This window comes from Roseateles sp. (genome assembly GCF_049240545.1).
In the GTDB taxonomy this organism is placed as follows: domain Bacteria; phylum Pseudomonadota; class Gammaproteobacteria; order Burkholderiales; family Burkholderiaceae_C; genus Paucibacter_A.
This window is the reverse complement of sequence record NZ_JBMLSK010000017.1, coordinates 18682-35497: the sequence shown is the minus strand read 5'-3', so window position 1 is coordinate 35497 and position 16816 is coordinate 18682. Positions and strand designations below refer to the sequence as shown.

Annotated in this window: 15 protein-coding genes; 5 read left to right on the top strand and 10 right to left on the bottom strand. The window is 62.2% G+C overall.

Annotated elements, in window-relative coordinates; all coding sequences use genetic code 11:
* Positions 1–66 precede the first annotated feature (66 nt).
* The 5 genes from ACOVRJ_RS01175 to orn form a co-directional block, all read right to left on the bottom strand.
* Entirely contained in the window at positions 67–663 is a 597-nt protein-coding gene (locus ACOVRJ_RS01175; protein WP_422042078.1) for a DUF1294 domain-containing protein, read from the bottom strand.
* Positions 664–804: 141 nt separating this feature from the next.
* Positions 805–2559, bottom strand: coding sequence for a DEAD/DEAH box helicase (locus ACOVRJ_RS01170; RefSeq protein WP_422042077.1), 1755 nt, complete (start codon positions 2557–2559; stop codon positions 805–807).
* Between the two features lie 510 nt (positions 2560–3069).
* Positions 3070–5838 carry an SNF2-related protein gene (locus ACOVRJ_RS01165; protein WP_422042076.1) on the bottom strand — a complete coding sequence of 923 codons (2769 nt, stop codon included), beginning with the start codon at positions 5836–5838 and terminating at the stop codon, positions 3070–3072.
* 15 nt (positions 5839–5853) lie between these two features.
* On the bottom strand, positions 5854–7752 hold the full coding sequence (locus ACOVRJ_RS01160; RefSeq protein WP_422042075.1) for a chorismate-binding protein: 1899 nt from the start codon (positions 7750–7752) through the stop codon (positions 5854–5856).
* Between the two features lie 34 nt (positions 7753–7786).
* Complete coding sequence (gene orn / locus ACOVRJ_RS01155; RefSeq protein WP_422042074.1) at positions 7787–8362, bottom strand: oligoribonuclease; 576 nt, start codon at positions 8360–8362, stop codon at positions 7787–7789.
* Positions 8363–8477: 115 nt separating this feature from the next.
* On the opposite strand from orn, the gene ACOVRJ_RS01150 reads away from it, so the two are divergent.
* The 3 genes from ACOVRJ_RS01150 to rsgA are packed head-to-tail and all read left to right on the top strand — an operon-like array spanning position 8478 to position 10980.
* Positions 8478–9737, top strand: a complete 1260-nt coding sequence (locus ACOVRJ_RS01150; protein ID WP_422042133.1) for a M48 family metallopeptidase — start codon at positions 8478–8480, stop codon at positions 9735–9737.
* Positions 9734–10075 (top strand): 4a-hydroxytetrahydrobiopterin dehydratase, encoded by a 342-nt coding sequence (locus ACOVRJ_RS01145; protein WP_422042073.1) that lies wholly within the window; start codon positions 9734–9736, stop codon positions 10073–10075. Before ACOVRJ_RS01150 ends, ACOVRJ_RS01145 begins: the two co-directional genes overlap by 4 nt.
* On the top strand, positions 10072–10980 hold the full coding sequence (rsgA, locus tag ACOVRJ_RS01140; protein ID WP_422042072.1) for a ribosome small subunit-dependent GTPase A: 909 nt from the start codon (positions 10072–10074) through the stop codon (positions 10978–10980). The genes ACOVRJ_RS01145 and rsgA overlap by 4 nt, the downstream gene beginning before the upstream one ends.
* Before the next feature lie 11 nt (positions 10981–10991).
* Here the strand turns inward: rsgA and ACOVRJ_RS01135 are convergent, their stop codons facing one another.
* The gene (locus ACOVRJ_RS01135; RefSeq protein WP_422042071.1) at positions 10992–11270 is read right to left on the bottom strand and encodes a hypothetical protein; all 279 of its coding nucleotides are present in this window, start codon (positions 11268–11270) and stop codon (positions 10992–10994) included.
* A 42-nt stretch (positions 11271–11312) separates the two neighbouring features.
* Positions 11313–12068: an SDR family oxidoreductase gene (locus ACOVRJ_RS01130; RefSeq protein WP_422042070.1), complete on the bottom strand. Its 756-nt coding sequence runs from the start codon at positions 12066–12068 to the stop codon at positions 11313–11315.
* A gap of 154 nt (positions 12069–12222) precedes the next feature.
* Here ACOVRJ_RS01130 and ACOVRJ_RS01125 point away from each other — a divergent pair, with 154 nt between their 5' ends.
* The gene (locus ACOVRJ_RS01125) at positions 12223–12690 is read left to right on the top strand and encodes a response regulator (protein ID WP_422042069.1); all 468 of its coding nucleotides are present in this window, start codon (positions 12223–12225) and stop codon (positions 12688–12690) included.
* On the opposite strand, the gene ACOVRJ_RS01120 is transcribed toward ACOVRJ_RS01125, so the two are convergent.
* From ACOVRJ_RS01120 to ACOVRJ_RS01110, 3 genes are all read right to left on the bottom strand, one after another.
* Positions 12691–14778, bottom strand: a complete 2088-nt coding sequence (locus ACOVRJ_RS01120) for a M3 family metallopeptidase (RefSeq protein ID WP_422042068.1) — start codon at positions 14776–14778, stop codon at positions 12691–12693. It abuts the gene before it with no gap.
* Positions 14779–14945: 167 nt separating this feature from the next.
* Positions 14946–15608, bottom strand: a complete 663-nt coding sequence (locus ACOVRJ_RS01115; protein ID WP_422042067.1) for a hypothetical protein — start codon at positions 15606–15608, stop codon at positions 14946–14948.
* 169 nt (positions 15609–15777) lie between these two features.
* On the bottom strand, positions 15778–16050 hold the full coding sequence (locus ACOVRJ_RS01110) for a hypothetical protein (RefSeq protein WP_422042066.1): 273 nt from the start codon (positions 16048–16050) through the stop codon (positions 15778–15780).
* 151 nt (positions 16051–16201) lie between these two features.
* Here ACOVRJ_RS01110 and ACOVRJ_RS01105 point away from each other — a divergent pair, with 151 nt between their 5' ends.
* Positions 16202–16762 carry a YaeQ family protein gene (locus ACOVRJ_RS01105; protein ID WP_422042065.1) on the top strand — a complete coding sequence of 187 codons (561 nt, stop codon included), beginning with the start codon at positions 16202–16204 and terminating at the stop codon, positions 16760–16762.
* Positions 16763–16816 lie beyond the last annotated feature (54 nt).

Sequence of the window (16816 nt, the reverse complement as noted above, 5' to 3'; positions counted from 1 at the left end):
TGGATTATCTGTTTGAGCGCCTGACCATGGGGCAGAGATTTGCCCCACCGTCGGCCTCCCATTTCATCAGAGCCAAGACTTGAACAGTGGCGTGAACAAGGCCAGAAAACCCAGCACATTCAAGCCGACAGTCAAAAAAAACATTCGCCTGAATGCCGGCTTGCCGGACTTGTGCCGGAGGATGTGTTGCGCCAGCAAGGCTCCCGGCCAACCACCAGCCAAAGCCAAGCCGTGCAAAGTCCGCTCCGACACCCGCCATTGCCCCAAGCGAGCCGCCCGCTTATCGCCGGCATAAACAATGAAGGTGGCCAGACTCATGGCCATATAGCCCCCCCAGACGCCCGGCGGCATGGGCCACATCAGATGACAAGCCAAAAAAAGGCCAGCAAAACCGGGCACCAGGCCCAGGCTGCGAAACGAATTCGCCGCCTTCGGCTGAGTCCTCGACACCGATCTTTGGACCCAGCGCACTCGTAGGGCGCGGCGCTTGCCTTGCCCATCAAACCCAAGCTCAAAGTTCAGTTTCTCTCCCAGACGCGGACGTTCAGCCCGCAACTCGAAGCTCTTGATGTGCACGAACACCTTGGCCTCACCGTTGGTCGGCGTGATGAAGCCATAGCCTTTGGCGTCGTCCCACTGGCTCAAAAGTCCTTCTTGTCGCATGGTCCGGGAAGAGGAAAAGATCGCGCACTCTGCCATAAGCAGGAGTCGCAAGAAAAAAGCCCGCGGTCAGGCGGGCTTTTGAGGGAGCTAACAATCGTTCTGGAACGATTGCAGCCGATCAAGGCACAAAGTGCTAGCGCATCAACGGCCGAAACCACTGCGACGGGTGCCCGAGGGCGGGCCGTTGCGCTTAGGGCCGCCAGGGCCGCGCGATTCAAAGCTGCCGCCTGGGCGACGATCGCCGCCAAAGCTGGGCTTGCCGCCGAAAGAAGGCTTGCTGTCGCCGAAGGCCGGGCGGTCATTGCGCGGCGCGAAGGCCGGACGATCGCCCCCACGCGGTGCAAAGCTACGGTCGCCACCACGGTCAAACTGCGGGCGATCATTGCCGCGATCGAACTGAGGACGGTCATTGCCACGGTCGAACTGCGGGCGCGAATCTTGGCGGAAATCACCGCGCGGCTCGAAGCCACCCGAACGACCGGCGTCACGATTGAAGGACGGTGCGCCGCCATCACGGTTGAAAGGCTGACCCCCATCGCGATGGAAAGGACGGCCGCCATCGCGGTTGAAAGGCTTGCCGCCACCGAAGCTCTTGCCACCGAAGCCAGGCTTGCCACCCCAGCTCGGACGACCACCACGGTCGTCAAAGCCACCGGCGCCAGCGGGCCGTGGCGGGAAGATGCGCGGTTCTTGCGTCTTCGGCTCCAGGCCTTCGATCTGCGCCGAGGGAATGGTCTGGGTGGTGAACTGCTGGATGCGACGGATCATGGACACATCGTCACGGGTGGCCAGCGTCACCGCCAGGCCTTCGCGACCAGCACGGCCGGTACGGCCGATGCGGTGCACATAGTCCTCGGCCTTCATCGGCAGACCGTAGTTGATCACGTGGGTGATGGTGGGCACGTCGATGCCGCGGGCGGCAACGTCGGTGGCCACCAGCACGCGCACTTCACGACGGCGCAGGGCCATCAGCACGCGGTTGCGGCGACCTTGCGGCATACCGCCGTGCAGCGGCGCCACGGCGTGGCCCAACTCCTGCAGGCGCTCGCTCAGCCAGTCAGCGTCACGCTGGGTGCTGGTGAACACCAGGGCTTGGTCCACATCCTTGTCGGCCAGCAGATGCTCAAGCAACTGGTCCTTGTGGTTGTTGTTGTCGGCCCAGTGCAGACGCTGGGTGATGTTCTCGTGGGTGTCGGTGTGTGAAGCCACGTCGACTCGCTGCGGGTCACGCAGCAGTTCTTGCGCCAGACGACCCACATGGCCGGCGAAGGTGGCGCTGAACATCACGGTTTGACGGGTGGCGGGGATGCGATCGGCGATGAACTTGATGTCATCGATGAAGCCCATGTCCAACATGCGGTCGGCTTCGTCCAGCACCAGCATCTCGACGTTTTCCAGCACGGCGCGGCCGGACTGGATGTGGTCCATCAAACGGCCAGGCGTAGCGATCAAGATGTCCAAGGGGCCGCTCAATTGCTTGAGCTGCAAGGCGTAAGGCATGCCGCCCAAAACAGTCGACAGCTTCAGGCCAGGCACATGGCGGCCGTAGGTCTGGGCGGCCTTGGCCACTTGCATGGCCAATTCACGGGTCGGGCACAGCACCAACACGCGGGGGCCAAACACTTTGCCCTTTTCACGGCGCGGGGCTTCGCCACCGGCGGCAACGGCTGCGGCAGCAGCGGCGGCCACAGCGGCACGGCCTTCCAGAACCTTTTGCAATGCGGGCAGGATGAAAGCGGCGGTCTTGCCGCTGCCGGTGCGCGAAGACACCATCAGGTCAACGCCCTTGATGCCGGCAGGAATGGCCAGCGATTGCACCTCGGTGGCGTTCTCGTAACCCGCGTCCTTGACAGCGCGCAACAGGGATTCGTTCAGGCCTAGATTTTCGAAACTCATATCTTCTTTCAACAAAGCCGTGCCCCGCCCCGCAAAAAATGGGACGAACACACGTGCTTGAAGCGCAGCAATGAAAGCGCGTCAAGCCAATAAAGTCGCTGGGAGAAAGCTCGCGTCGTGCACCGGGTCTTGGAGGGCGGCAAAAGCATGCCGAGCGGTGCCAGGTGCGGCGCCGGGGGAACAGTCAAAGCGACGGCATCGCCGCCGACCGAACCCGAAGGATGTTCAGCGCTTCACCCGGAAGGGGTGCGCCGCTCTCAACCGGAAGGTGGAGGCTGCGTCGCTGCGCGCAAAAGTTTGGGCAGCGGCCTGAACGAGGTCAGAGGAGACGTACGAAATGCTTCAGCTTCAATCAACAGAGTACTTCTGCTGAAGCAAGACAGCGACTATAGCACACTAGGGTTTTTACGGAATGAAAACCTCAGATCGCGCTTTGTATCGCGCCAAAAAACGTGCACAAGCTCACGATCGTCAGAACTCGCGCCTGAAAACCTCGCCCTGCGCCCTGTTTCAAGGCCGCAGTAGTTGCTCAACCGTGCTCACCGCTTGCATAAAGCGCTGCAGGTCCTCGCCTTGCAACAAGTGCATGCGAGAACCGCCATCCAGCCCCGCTGCGGGCACATCGGTGTGGGCGTCCATGGTTTGCAACAAGGCAGACTCCAAACCGGTTTGCGCCAGCATCTGGATCAAGGGCAATCCACGGCTGTGATCATCGATAAGGCTTTGCAGCCTTTGCTCCAACAAGGCCTCGGACCAGGGCAGTTCCAAATTGATCAGACCGACCCGCTCTCCCGACAGGCGCAAACCCAAGGACGCCAGATCACTGCACAACAGCACGGAGGGCTGAGGTTTCTGAAGCCAGTCGCTCACCTTGGCCTGCTGGTCCACCAGACGCCCCTCGGGCTGCAGATGCAGCACCGGCAGCCCTTGCAACCGCAGTCGTTCGGCCAACAGCTGCAGCGCATCGTCCCACTGGCAAAACACCACCAGATGATCCACCGAAGCGCCCAGCATTTCCCGACAGACCGCCGCAGCAGCAAGCACTTTGGGGGCCTCGGTCGCTTCACTCCCCGCAACAGCCTCACCCAAGAGCTGCGGTGCGATTGCCAAGCGGCGCAGACTCTGCAGCAGCTCCCGCAGCTTCAACTGCTCGGCATCCGACACATAAGCACTGCGCTGCCAACGCGCCACGGCCTGGCGCAACTGCGCCAGCAAGGGCGCTTGCAGTTCTTGTTGCAATTCGGTCAAGGGCACACCACGCAACTGCACCAGGGCCGCTGGCAGCGTCGACTGCAAGTCGGCTCGGCTTTGGCTGAACATCAAGCGCTCCAAGCTCTGATCCAGCGCTTCGAGCGCCACAAAGCCGGCCACGCCTCCTTGGGCGTCACGCCGCACATGGCGACTCAAGAACTGATCCCAAGGCCCCGTGCGGTGGCGATCCAGCAAGTCAACCAGCGGCATCAATGTTTGCGGCTGCTCGTCCAATACCTGGCTGCTGAGCATCAGCATCAAACCCTGATCCAACTGCCGCAGGTGGCTCAAGGCCTGAGCGTCCAGACGCTGCGCCTCGTCCACGATGATCAACTCCGGCGCGTAAGTCTGCAACAGGGCCAGGTCTTGCCCCAGTGAGGCCGAAGAGGCGATTCGAATCTCCGGACCGCCCTCGGGATTGGGCACACATTGCGCCCGCCTGGCTGAGGCGTCCCCCCAAATCATTTGCGCCGGCGCTGGGCTCAGGGTTTGAGCTTCGGTCAACCAACGAGACTGGGCGGACTCGGCACACAGAATCAAAACCCGTTCCAAGCCAAAGTGGCTGGACAACAAGGCCGCAGCGGCATAAGCCGGCGCGTACAAGCCCAAGCCCAAATCACAAGCAAGCAAGCTGCGCCCCGCGCAAGCCGCAAAAATGGCCGCTTCCAATTGATAGAGCGGCAATGGAATCCGCAGCAGGCTGCGCAGCGAAGCGCTTTCCAAGCCTTGCGGACAGGCCTGCTCCAGAACCTGGATGCGCCGACGCGCGTCTCGCCCCAAGGCCAGCAAGGCCCAAACACCGGGCTCCACGCGCAACTCGTGGCCGGCCTCAGCCGCCAAGGCCAACAAGGTCTGCACATCATCATCGGCATCGGCACGCAGGCGGCCTCGGTCGTCCAGCATGCCCCGTGCCGCTTCACTCAGAGCAGCGGGGCAGGAACGCCCTTGACGCCAGCGCAGATAACGCCGCGCCCCATGGCCCAAGCGGATTTCGCTGTACTCGGTGGCATCGCCCTGTTCCAACCGTCCGCGTTGCTCGGCATCATCCAACAGGCTGCCCAGCACAAACTCCACATGCTCGCAGCGGCCCAAAGCTCCAAACAGGAACTCATCACAGGTGCAGCGGCACTCGGCCGGATTGCTGCCGCGCACGTTGACGCGCCAGCTCCCCTCGCCTTGCAAGGCTCGAACTTGGTAGTCCCCGAACACCGAACTGTTGGCATCTCCCAATGCCTCGGCACTGAAGCGAGCCGGGGGCTTGGGCTTGGCAGTCACCCGAGCTTCGTTGACTGCCGGCGCTTGAGCCCGCTGAGGCGAGGGGGACGAACGACGCGCTGCGGATGCTTCTTCGCGTTTGGGCTTCTTGGCGGACGCGCTTCGGCTGGCAGAGCCGGTGAGTGCAGACGCCACCGCGGCTGGGGCCTCGTCCGGCTGGCTCTCTGCCACCACGCCAGTCGCCACAGGTTTCCCCGCAGCCTTGCCCCGCTTGGGTGCCGGCGTCTTCTCGGCTGCGGCGACTTCGGGGCCGCGCTGCGGCTCGGCGTCAGACTGCACCCCGTTCAAGATATCGCGAACAGCAGCACGAGTCTCGGCCACCTTGGACGGCGTTTTCTTGCTCGCGCTGGAGGGCTTCTTGATCCCTAAGACGTCGGCCTTGCTGACTGCGCCCGATTCAGTCGGCTGCTCAAGCGATACCGCTGCCTGGGTCTCACTCGCCTTCTTAGTGGTCGCTTTCTTCGCGGGCGCTTTTTTGGCGGTCGCCTTCTTCACAGGCGCCGTCTCGGCCGCCGTCGCTTTGCCCTTGGTCTGCACGGCGACCTTCTTGTCCGCAGGATCCGCAGGCGAGATGGCTTCAGCCGAAGGCGTGGCCTTCTTCTTGACCGTTTTGCTCGGCTTTGCCTCAGCTGACTTCGCTGGGCTCGCCTTGACGGGCTTCACCGCGGCAGCTTCAGGCGCGGCCGCAGCTGCCTCAGCAACAGCGAATGGGGCTTGCGCGCTTTTGCGCGGCTTTTTTTGACTCGTAGCCATGGAAATGGGTTCAGGTTAGACAGCGACAGGGGGCGCTGTGGAGTCCGACATCAAGCGGGCAGGACACCAGCCGCGCAGACTGTTGATCAAGGCAAGCCCGGTGGCGCGTGCCAGATCGGCTCGCATCAAGCGAGCCTCCCGCAAACGCCCGAGCTGCAGCAATTCTTCTCGGTAAACGCCGGGCAAAAGCCCGGCCTCAAGCCGCGGCGTTAGCCACTGGCCGTCTATCTCTAGGGCGATATTGCCTATCGTGCATTCGGTCAATTCACCGTCTTCATTCCAGAGCAAGACATCAAAGGCCTGCGAAGGCTTGCTCCGAGCGAAGGCCTCATAGACCTCACGACGCGTAGTTTTGTGGACGATGAATTCGGCAGCGGCACCGCGCGTTTCAATCGGGCACTCAGCCAGCACCAGGCCGACTGTAGCTGGCGTTTGTGGCAGGGCCATGATGGCTGTTTGCACGTCAGCGTTGGCCGAGACGGTGAGGCGCACCCGCCAACAGCCTTGCGGATGCGATTCACTCAGCGCCGCCAAGGCGGTTCGCACCGCTTTCAGATTCAAAGCCAAACCAAAGTGCTGCGCGGTGCGCTGCAGGCGCGCCAAATGGCCAGACAAGCGCAGCAACACCCCGTCCTCCAGACGCAAGGTTTCCAGCGCCGCAATCGGCGCCTGGGCACGAAGCAAGAAACGCGTTTTGGCGCGCCATTCGTCCAACTCAGCCGCCGCCACCGAGTCCAGCGTGATCGCACTGCCGACGCCGACGCGCAAGGCGCCGTCAACCTGGGACGCAGTCCCCGTTGCCGCCGTCTCAACCGTACGAATCGGTACATTGAAAGTCACGACGCCGCCCGGCTGCATCACGCCGAGGGTTCCGCAATACCACCCGCGAGGCCCAGGCTCCAGCGACTCAATGATCTGCATTGCACGCAGCTTGGGCGCACCGGTCACCGAACCGCAGGGAAACAAGGCGCGCATCACTTCCGACAACTTCAAGCGAGCACGGCTGACCGCGGTCACTGTCGAGGTCATCTGCCAGACCGTGGGCAGAGCCAAGAGCTCAAACAAGCGCGGGACTCGCACCGAACCCAGCGTCGCCACACGACTCAGATCATTGCGCAGCAGGTCGACGATCATCAAGTTCTCGGCCCGCTCCTTCACGCTGGTGCGCAGATAGGCTTGAGCCGCCTCATCGGCCGCGGCATCACGGCCTCGCGGGATCGTGCCCTTCATCGGCTGGGCTGCAAGCAACCAAGAAGTTTGCGCATCGGGCACCGGCCGCCAGTCGAAGAAAAGCTCCGGCGACACACTGGCCACGCCGGCTTCACGCAAGAACAGCGAAAAGCCCCCGGGCTGGGCACGGTGCAGCGCCAAAAAGAGATCTGCCAAATCGCGTCCGGCCGCCAAGTTCGAGTTCAGCCGGGTGGTCAGGTTGACCTGGTAGCAGTCCCCCGCCCGAATCCATTCACGGATACGCTCGATCTGCTCGACCTCATCGCTCGGCGATTGCGCATCAAGCCAAGGGGAACACAGCGGCTCCGTTGCCGACAAGGTCGCGGGGCTCGGCTTCGCATCGCAAGCAACAGGCCAAGGCTGGGGCGCCTCTTCATAAACGGCGAACTCAGCCAAGGCCAGCTGCGGCTCTTGCTCGGCATGTGCCGTCAAGCCTCGCAGCGCAGGCTCCAGCGCTGCCGCCGCTTCATAGCGCAAGCCACCCAATACCCAAGCGCCGTCCCGGCTGGCCTGATGTGCAGCGTCGATGACCGAGGCCAACTCTGCCGCGGAGTAGGCTCGCAAGCGGCGCGCCGGCGGGCGATAAAAAGCACCGCGAACCCGTTCGCCATCGTCACGGGCCAGAGGGTGGCGAGGGAAATCAAACGCGGCCCACAAGAGGGGCTTCGAATCAGAGTTCGACATCAGCAGGCCTGCGTGCTGCGCCCAAGAACAAGAATCACAGACTCAGGAAGTGCTCGCGGTAATAAGCCAATTCATCGATCGACTCGGTGATATCGGCCAAGGCGGTGTGGGCCTGAGCCTTCTTGAAGCCGTCCAAGATGCCGGGCTTCCAGCGCTTGGCCAGTTCTTTCAGCGTCGACACATCCAAATTACGATAGTGGAAAAACGCCTCCAGCTTGGGCATGTAATTGGCCAGGAAGCGGCGGTCTTGGCAAATGCTGTTGCCGCACATAGGCGACTTGCCGGCGGGCACATACTGCTTCAGGAACTCGATGGTCTTGGCAACCGCCTCGTCCTCGTTGACGGTGGAAGCCTTGACCCGGTCAATCAGGCCGCTCTTGCCATGGGTGCCCTTGTTCCAGGCATCCATCTTGTCCAGCGTTTCATCACTTTGGTGAATGGCGAACACCGGCCCTTCGACCCGCACCTTCAGCTGTGCATCGGTGACCACCACCGCGATCTCGATGATGCGGTCGATATCGGGGTACAGGCCGGTCATCTCCAGATCGATCCAGATCAGGTTTTGCTCATTGAGAGCCAGCACAGGGGCGGCAGCGGTCTCGGTGTTCATGCACGGGGCTTTCTATCCAAAAGAATCGCCGACATTGTCGCAGCCCTACACTTCGGCCATGTTCGCAAGCTTTTTTTCCTCCCTGCCGGCCCTGCCCGCCATTCACCCGAGCGGCATGAGCCTGGCCTTCGTCGCCGCCTTATTGCTCGGTCTGATGCTCAAGACTTGGCTCAGCAGCCGCCAAATCCGGCATGTGATGCAGCACCGCAGCGCGGTACCGGCCGCGTTTGCAGCCACCGTGCCACTCGAAGCGCATCAGAAAGCGGCCGACTACACCGTAGTTCGCAGTCGCTTCGGCCTGTTGAACCTGGCCTTCAGCAGTGCGATCTTGCTGGGCTGGACGCTGTTGGGCGGCTTGGACTTGCTGAACGCTTGGATCTATGAGGCCACCGCACAGCGCTTTGGCCCCATGGCCTATCAGCTGAGCCTTTTGATCGCCTTTGTGCTGATCGGCTCGCTGTTGGACCTGCCTTGGGAGCTGTACAACACCTTCAACATCGAACAGCGCTTCGGCTTCAACCGCCTGACCTGGAAGCTCTATCTGAACGACGCCTTGAAAGGCATGGTGGTCGGTCTGGTGATTGGCCTGCCCATCGCCGCGCTGATCCTGTGGCTGATGGGCGCCGCCGGGCGCTTCTGGTGGCTGTGGGCCTGGGGCACCTGGATGGGCTTCAACCTCTTGATCCTGGTGCTCTACCCCACCGTCATCGCCCCGCTCTTCAACAAATTTGAACCGCTGCCCGATGAGGCCCTGAAAAACCGAGTCGAAGGGCTGATGGCGCGCTGCGGCTTTGCCGCCAAGGGCTTGTTTGTGATGGACGGCAGCCGTCGTTCGGCCCACGGCAACGCCTATTTCACCGGCTTCGGCCCAGCCAAACGGGTGGTGTTCTTTGACACCTTGTTGGCACGTCTGAACGGACCGGAGGTCGAGGCGGTGCTGGCCCATGAACTCGGCCACTTCAAGCACAAGCATGTGCTCAAGCGCATGGTCACGATGTTTGCCATCAGCCTGGCAGGCTTTGCGCTGCTGGGCTGGTTGTCCTCGCAACCCGGCTTCTACCTCGCATTTGCGGTGCGCCCGAATATGGCTGCGCCCAATGACGCCCTGGCCCTTTTGCTCTTCATGCTGGTGGTGCCGGTGTTCGGTTTCTTCTTCACGCCGCTGGGCAGCCTGATGTCGCGCCGCGATGAGTTCCAAGCCGACGCCTACGCTTGCACCCATGCGCGCGGTAGCGATCTGGCCTCGGCGCTGCTGAAACTGCATGAAGACAATGCCGGTACGTTGACACCTGACCCGGTGTTTGCTCGCTTCTACTATTCGCACCCCCCTGCCAGCGAGCGCCTGGGCGCTATCTTGAGCCAAGCCACCCGATGAGCCTGCTGACCCAACAATGCAGGCCGGGCTTGCGTGAACCCGTGGCCGCTCAAGCGCTGCCGGCCTGGCTGGCTCAGCTCCCGGAATGGCGCTTGAGCAGCGACGCCAAGTCGATCGAGTTGGAAGCTCGCTTTGCCGACTTTTCGCAAACCATGGCCTTCGTCAACGCCGTCGCAGAGTTGGCGCAGCGACAAGACCATCACCCGGAGATGCGGGTCGGCTACGGTCACTGCGGCATCAGCTTCAGCACCCACTCCGCCTCGGGTTTGACGCTGAATGACTTCATCTGTGCGGCGCAGGTATCGGCACTGCCCCAGCTCAAGGGACGACCGGCATGAGCCGCTTTGGTGACTTAGACCTGGGCCTAGTGGTACGGGGCCACGGCCGCCACTACATCGTTGAGGACAGCGAAGGCAAACGCCGGGTCTGCCATCCACGCGGCAAGAAGAGCGACTGCGTGGTCGGCGACCAAGTGCGGTGGGCGCCGGCCAGCAGCGATGAGGGCGTGATCGAAGCGGTCGAGCCGCGGCGCAATTTGCTGTTCCGTCAGGACGAATGGAAAACCAAAAGCTTCGCGGCCAACCTGGATCAGTTGTTGATCTTGGTGGCGGTGGAGCCGGTGTTCAGCGAAAGCCAGCTCTGTCGCGCCCTGATCGCGGCCGAATCCGCCGGCATCGAAACCACCATCGCCCTGAACAAGACCGACCTGCCCGGCACCGCGCTGGCCCGTGAACGGCTGGCACCCTATCGCGCCATGGGCTTGTCGATGATGGAGTTGGCCTTGAAGGCTGACGCCGAGGGCTCGCGCGCCTTGCTGACGCCGTGGCTCAGCGGTAAGCGCAGCTTTGTCTTAGGCCCCAGCGGCACCGGCAAAAGCACGCTGATCAACCTCTTGATCCCGGATGCCAAGGCCCAGGTGGGCGACATCTCGGTGGCCTTGAACTCGGGCCGCCACACCACCACGACCACCCAGTGGTACTGGGTAGATGCCGAGCGCCAAAGCGCCTTGATCGACTCACCGGGTTTTCAGGAATTCGGAGTCAAACAGATCGAGCCGGCGCAACTGCCGCTGTTGATGCCGGATCTGAGAGCCCATGCCGACCATTGCCGTTTTTACAACTGCACCCATCAGCATGAACCAGGCTGCGGCGTGCGCGCTGCGGTCGAATCGGGCGCGATCAGCGCCGGGCGCTACCGCATCTACGGCGAGATCCTGGCCGAGTTGAACAGCAAACGCTGGTAAGCCGGCGCGTTTTAGTCGCGGCGAATCGCCGCGCCGCTGACCTCGCGCACTTCCACATCGATCACCTCGCCAGTGGGCTGCGCCTTCGCACGCGGCACGCCCCGGCCTGCCCGGAAGCTGCGCGCGCGCGCAAAGCCTGAGGTATCGAACACCGGACGGCGACCACGCAACAGACTCCAGAGCAGCAAACCAATCATGGTCACCACCGCCACCGCCAACAGGCCCAGCACCAGCACCACCGTCACCACGCCGAACACCACGCGTGCGATAAAAGTCAGCAAAGCAGACAACACAAGCAAATCCTTTCTTTGCAGATTCAAAAAAACGCGAACTCAACCCCGGCCGACAAAAGGCATGTTGGTTGCCATCACGGTCATGAATTGCACATTGGCCGACAGAGGCAGGCCCGCCATATAAAGCACCGCGCTGGCCGCATGATCGACGTCCATTGTCGCCTCTATGGCGATCTCACCATGGGCCTGAGGTACGCCGCGGGTCATGGGCATGGCCATCTCGGTCAGGGCATTGCCGATGTCCAGTTGGCCGCACGCAATATCGAAGGCTCGGCCGTCCAGAGACAAAGACTTGGTCAAACCGGTGATGGCGTGTTTGGTCGCCGTGTAGGGTGCCGAGTTCGGCCGCGGCGCGTGCGCAGAGATGGAGCCGTTGTTGATGATGCGTCCGCCACGCGGGCTCTGACTTTTCATCAGCTTGAAAGCAGCCTGGGCGCAAAGAAAACTGCCGGTCAGATTGACATCAACCACCGCCTGCCATTGATCAAAGCTGAGTTCATCAATCGGCAGCGCAGGTGCGCCCATGCCGGCGTTATTGAACAGCAAGTCAAGCCGACCGAACTCGAGGCGTACACGCTCAAACAAGGCGGCCACCTCCGCAGGCTGGGTCACATCGGCCGGCAGCACCAAGGCAAGGCCGGGATCGGACGCCGCACTCGCCGTGGCCTCCAGGGCTTGGCTGCGCCGCCCCACCAAAGCCACCCGATAGCCCGCCTGCAACAGAGCCAAGGCGGCAGCGCGGCCAATGCCGGAACCGGCTCCGGTGACCAGGGCGAATTTGCGAGTCTGTCTCATGGCAGGAGCAAGGTGTGTCGCTTGGGTTTGCATCAGACCAAGGCAGTTGAGGGCGAAAAGTCAGAAGTCAAGCAGGGCAAACACCGAAGCAAAAACCAAGCCCATGCGACTCCACACTCAGGGAAACCCACACGCGAGCACTTAGACTGCCCGCATGTCTGTGCCCTTCTCTCTCGGTTCCGCTTCGCCGCCGCCAACCAGCAGCCAGGCCGCCTGCGCGCAGGCTCATGGTCGACTGCTCTACATCGAAGACAACGCGGTCAACACCTTGGTGGTGGAAGAGTTGGTGGCCAGCCGCCCGGGCATCGCACTGAGCTGTGCGGTGGATGGCGCACAGGGGCTGCAATCCGCGCAGGCCCTGCTGCCCGATTTGATCTTGCTGGACATGCACCTGCCCGACTTCGACGGCTACGAGGTGCTGCGCCGTTTGCGCGCCGACCCGCGAACCGCCCATATTCCCTGCATCGCCTTGTCGGCCAATGCCATGAGCGAAGACAAGCGCCTTGCCTTGGGTGCCGGCTTTTTGGCCTATTGGACCAAGCCCATCGACTTCAAGGCCGTTCTGGCCGGGCTGGACACGTTCTTCGCATCCAGCCCTGCAAACGCGCTCGAAAATCGCTGATCAAGCCGGCAGCAAACCGCGGCTCTTCAACATCGGCTCCACCACCGCATCACGGCCGCGGAAGGCGCGGAACGCCGCCCCCGGTTCACGGCTGTTGCCGGCCGACAAAATGCACTCCCGCAACTGCGCCGCCACTTGTGGGTCAAAGACACTGCCCGCTTCCACGAAAGCATCAAAGCCGTCGCAGTCCAAGACCTCGGCCCACATATAAACGTAGTAGCCCGAGGCATAGCTAGAGCCCGAGAACAGATGCTGGAAGTGCGTCAGGCGATGGTTCATGCCAATCGCCGCAGGCAGGCCGTAGGCCGCCATGGTCTTGGCTTCAAAGTCCACCACCTCCGGGCCTTGAGCATCGGTCAGCGAATGTGCGGCCAAGTCGACCAAGGCACTGGCGGTGTAGCGCACCGTTTCATAGCCCTGGTTGAACAACTCGGCCGCCTTCAACTTGGCCAGCAAAGCGTCGGGAATCACCGCGCCGGTCTGGTAGTGGCGGGCATGCTTCTTCAGCACCTCGGGCTCGCTCATCCAATGCTCAAAAATCTGCGAAGGCAGTTCGACGAAATCACGCAGCACTTGGGTGCCCGAGAGCCGCTCAAATTCAACGTCAGACAAAAGACCATGCAAGCCATGGCCGAACTCATGGAACAGCGTGCGGGCGTCGTCAAAGCTCAACAGCGTGGGCTGGCCCGGCGCTCCTTTGGCGAAGTTGTTGTTGTTCTGGATGATGGGCAGGCAGTCCATGCCGTTGCGGGCTTGCCAGCGCAGCGCGTTCATCCACGCGCCACTGCGCTTGGTGCTGCGCGCAAAGTTGTCCTGCATGAAGATGCCGCGCAGCGAGCCATCGGCGTCCTTGACCTCATAGACCTTGACATCGGGGTGATAGGCCGTAACTTCGGGCTTGAACTCGAAGCTCAAACCAAACAAGCGCCCGGCGCAGTCAAAGGCTGCAGCCACCATCGCGTCCAACTGGAAGTAAGGCTTGACCTCCGCTTCTTCCAAGTCGTAGCGGGCCTTGCGGACCTTCTCGGCGTAAAAGCGCCAATCCCATGCCTCGAGCGCGAACTCATGGCCCATCGATAACATCATGGCCTGCAAGGCCTGACGCTCCAACTCAGCGGCAGCCAGTGCCGGCTCCCAGACCTTGGACAGCAGACCCGAAACGGCATCGCGTGTGCCGGCCATGGTGTCGGCCAAAGCGTAGTCGGCAAAGCAGCTGTGCCCGTGCAGACGTGCCTGCTCATTGCGCAGGGTCAGAATCTCTTGAGCGATGGCGCGGTTATCGGTCTCGCCCGCCGCTTCGCCACGACTGACCCAGGCACGCCAAGCTTGCTCGCGCAAATCCCGGCGCTCGCTGAAGGTCAGGAAAGGCACGATGTGGGAGCGCGACAGCGTGATCACATGCTGCCCGGCCAGACCCCGTTCGGCCGCAGCCTGCGCGGCACTGGCGCGCACAAAGTCAGGCAAACCGGCCAGAGCCGACTCATCGGTCAAGACCAGGCGGTAGCTGCTTTCATCGCCCAGCACATTCTGCGCGAACTGAGTATTGAGCTCGGCCAGACGCTCCATCACCTGGGCATAACGTGCTTGCGCAGCGGGCTCGAGCTTGGCGCCGGCGCGCACGAAGTCCAGGTGCACACGCTCCAGCAAGCGCAATTGCTCGGCACTCAATCCCAAGGCCTGACGTTCTTGATAAAGGGCATCTACCCGCTTGAAAAGCGCTTGGTGCATATAGATGCGGTTGTTGTGCGCTGCCAAAGGAGCCGCCATGGCGCGCTGCGCGGCCTGCAGCTCGGGCGATGTTGCCGAAGCAGACAACGAATAGAAAACAGTCTCGATGCGAGTCAGCAGGCGCCCGCTGCGGTCAAAAGCAGCCAAAGTGTTCGCAAAGTCAGGGGCGGCACTTTGAGTCGCAATGGCGTCCAACTCGGCCAAGTGTTCGGCCAAGGCCACCGGAAATGCATCGAGGAACTGGGCGGCCTCGATTTGTGCAAATGGCGGCAGGCCATAAGGGCCGGTCCAGGCTTGCAAAAGCGGATTGCCGGAAAGTTCGGCGGAAGCGCTAGGGCTGGACTTGTTCATCTCATTCATCTCATTCGTCTCCTGAGTGGCCTTCGGGTTGGGCCTGAAAAGCAAAAAGGCGCCTTCCGGGTGAGGATGGCGCCTTCTAAGGTCATTGCATGAAGCGTTCCACGGCATGGCCCACTTCAGCCAGGGTGGGCAAGCGCAGCATCGTTCATCATGCGCACGATGGCGCTTTACTTGGCGGCGGCCGCCTTTTCCTTCTTGATCGCAATTTCATCGGCCTCGTCGTAAGGCTTGTTGCTGCAATCGGCCTTCCACTCGTCGAGCTTGTCCAAATAGGCTTCGGCACGGGCTTCCAAAGCCTTGGCGGCTTGATTGTGGGCCTCAACGCGCGAATCGAAACCGGGTGCGAGTGCCTTGTAGTCCAGCTTCTCTTTGTTCAGCGCGTCGATACGCGCGCTGTGGGCTTCGGCCTTTGCGTCGTAGTCCTTCTTCAGCGCTTCGGCCTCTTCCTTCTTGGCCTTGGGCAGGCTGACCTTCAGCTCTTCATTGAGTTTGAGCAACGCGGCACGTTCGGCCAGCAACTCATTGGTGCGAACGGTCAGGGCCTCACCCTTCTTGCTCAGATCGTCCTTGTCCTTCAACAGATCTGCCCGCTCCTTGGTCTGAGCGGCCTGCGCTGTCTTGATGGCTTCGCCTTCGGCACGGTTGGCATCGTTGGCCTTCATGCAGGCACGCAGTTCGTCGCGAGTCATCAGCTTTTGCTTGGGCTTCTCGACCACCGGATTGCTGACCTTGTTGTTCTTCGGGTCGACCTTGGCGTTCGGGTTGACGGTGGACTGTGCAAACGCCGGCATCAACGCAGCAGCAAGCAAGGAGACAAGGATTCGTTTCATGGCAAAGCTCTTACTTTCTTTCATGCAGATAGCGCCCTGCTCAAAGGCGCCGACAACACCCGCAGCCGCTGATCGGCCCGGCAAAAAATTGAAAGGCGCCCGAATGCGGCGCCACGCCCGAATCATGCCACGGCCAAGGGGCCGGCGGATCAGGGCGATCCCCGGCCGCTTAGCCCAGGGCTTTTTGCAGCAACTCGGCCATCAAGCCGTTGATGCCGCCGGCATGCGCATCGGCGCGCTCACGCAAGGTCTTGGCCACATCGGCCGGCAGCTTGCAGGCAAAGGGCACCAGGCCGGCCGCGCTGTCCAGGCGGCGCTGCTCCTTGCGGTCCGGCAATTGCGCCGCACCTTGGCCAAAACGCCCAGGCACCGCGGCGCCACGCCTCTGGCTGTCAAGCTTCAAGCCGGCAAGGCGGTCGAGGTCGGTTTTTTTCATGCTCATGTTTTTGGAGACCTGCAAGGAGAGAGTGAGGTGGAAGCGCTCGATTGTCCCCCAGCCACCGGCTGGGCCGGACGCAAAGACCGTCCGGTCGATAATGCGGCGATCCAAGGCCCTTGCGGCCCCTTTTTTTGTTCTCCCGAGCCCCGACCCTATGGCCATCAAAGCCACCATCCACAAAGCCCAGCTGCAAATCGCCGATATGGACCGCAATGTCTATGGCGAGCACAACCTCACCATCGCCCGCCAGCCCTCGGAGACCGACGAGCGCATGATGATTCGCATCTTGGCCTTTGCCTTGAATGTGCCGGCCGACGAAATACGCGGGAAGCTGGAGCTGAGCAAGGGCTTGGCCGATGTGGAAGAGCCCGAAATCTGGCAGCGCGACCTGACCGGCGACATCGTCCACTGGATCGATTTGGGCCAACCCGATGACCGCCGCCTGCTCAAAGCCCACGGCCGGGCCGAGCGGGTCAGCGTCTACACCTACAGCTACAGCAGCGCGATCTGGTGGGCCGGCATCGAATCGAAGTTGGTGCGGGCGCCGCGCTTGGCGGTTTGGCAGATTCCGCATGAGCAGTCCCAAGCCCTGGCCAAGTTTGCCGAGCGCAGCATGCAGATGCAGATCACGGTGCAAGACGGCGGCATCTATGTGTCGACCAGCGCCGACTCGCTGGAAATCACACCCATCGCACTCAAGACCGCGCAAGTCTGAAGCGCCCGCCGGTCTCTGCGGCTCGGTGTACAAGCTGGACTTGCCCACCCCTGC

Excerpts from the sequence above, each read along its gene's own strand:
- ACOVRJ_RS01120 (WP_422042068.1), bottom strand. The coding sequence starts at position 14,778 with ATGAATGAGATGAACAAGTCCAGCCCTAGCGCTTCCGCCGAACTTTCC.
- ACOVRJ_RS01165 (WP_422042076.1), bottom strand. The coding sequence starts at position 5,838 with ATGGCTACGAGTCAAAAAAAGCCGCGCAAAAGCGCGCAAGCCCCATTC.
- rsgA (WP_422042072.1), top strand. The coding sequence starts at position 10,072 with ATGAGCCGCTTTGGTGACTTAGACCTGGGCCTAGTGGTACGGGGCCAC.
- ACOVRJ_RS01170 (WP_422042077.1), bottom strand. The coding sequence starts at position 2,559 with ATGAGTTTCGAAAATCTAGGCCTGAACGAATCCCTGTTGCGCGCTGTC.
- ACOVRJ_RS01175 (WP_422042078.1), bottom strand. The coding sequence starts at position 663 with ATGCGACAAGAAGGACTTTTGAGCCAGTGGGACGACGCCAAAGGCTAT.
- ACOVRJ_RS01130 (WP_422042070.1), bottom strand. The coding sequence starts at position 12,068 with ATGAGACAGACTCGCAAATTCGCCCTGGTCACCGGAGCCGGTTCCGGC.
- ACOVRJ_RS01145 (WP_422042073.1), top strand. The coding sequence starts at position 9,734 with ATGAGCCTGCTGACCCAACAATGCAGGCCGGGCTTGCGTGAACCCGTG.
- ACOVRJ_RS01105 (WP_422042065.1), top strand. The coding sequence starts at position 16,202 with ATGGCCATCAAAGCCACCATCCACAAAGCCCAGCTGCAAATCGCCGAT.
- ACOVRJ_RS01125 (WP_422042069.1), top strand. The coding sequence starts at position 12,223 with ATGTCTGTGCCCTTCTCTCTCGGTTCCGCTTCGCCGCCGCCAACCAGC.
- orn (WP_422042074.1), bottom strand. The coding sequence starts at position 8,362 with ATGAACACCGAGACCGCTGCCGCCCCTGTGCTGGCTCTCAATGAGCAA.
- ACOVRJ_RS01110 (WP_422042066.1), bottom strand. The coding sequence starts at position 16,050 with ATGAGCATGAAAAAAACCGACCTCGACCGCCTTGCCGGCTTGAAGCTT.
- ACOVRJ_RS01150 (WP_422042133.1), top strand. The coding sequence starts at position 8,478 with ATGAGCCTGGCCTTCGTCGCCGCCTTATTGCTCGGTCTGATGCTCAAG.
- ACOVRJ_RS01160 (WP_422042075.1), bottom strand. The coding sequence starts at position 7,752 with ATGTCGAACTCTGATTCGAAGCCCCTCTTGTGGGCCGCGTTTGATTTC.
- ACOVRJ_RS01115 (WP_422042067.1), bottom strand. The coding sequence starts at position 15,608 with ATGAAACGAATCCTTGTCTCCTTGCTTGCTGCTGCGTTGATGCCGGCG.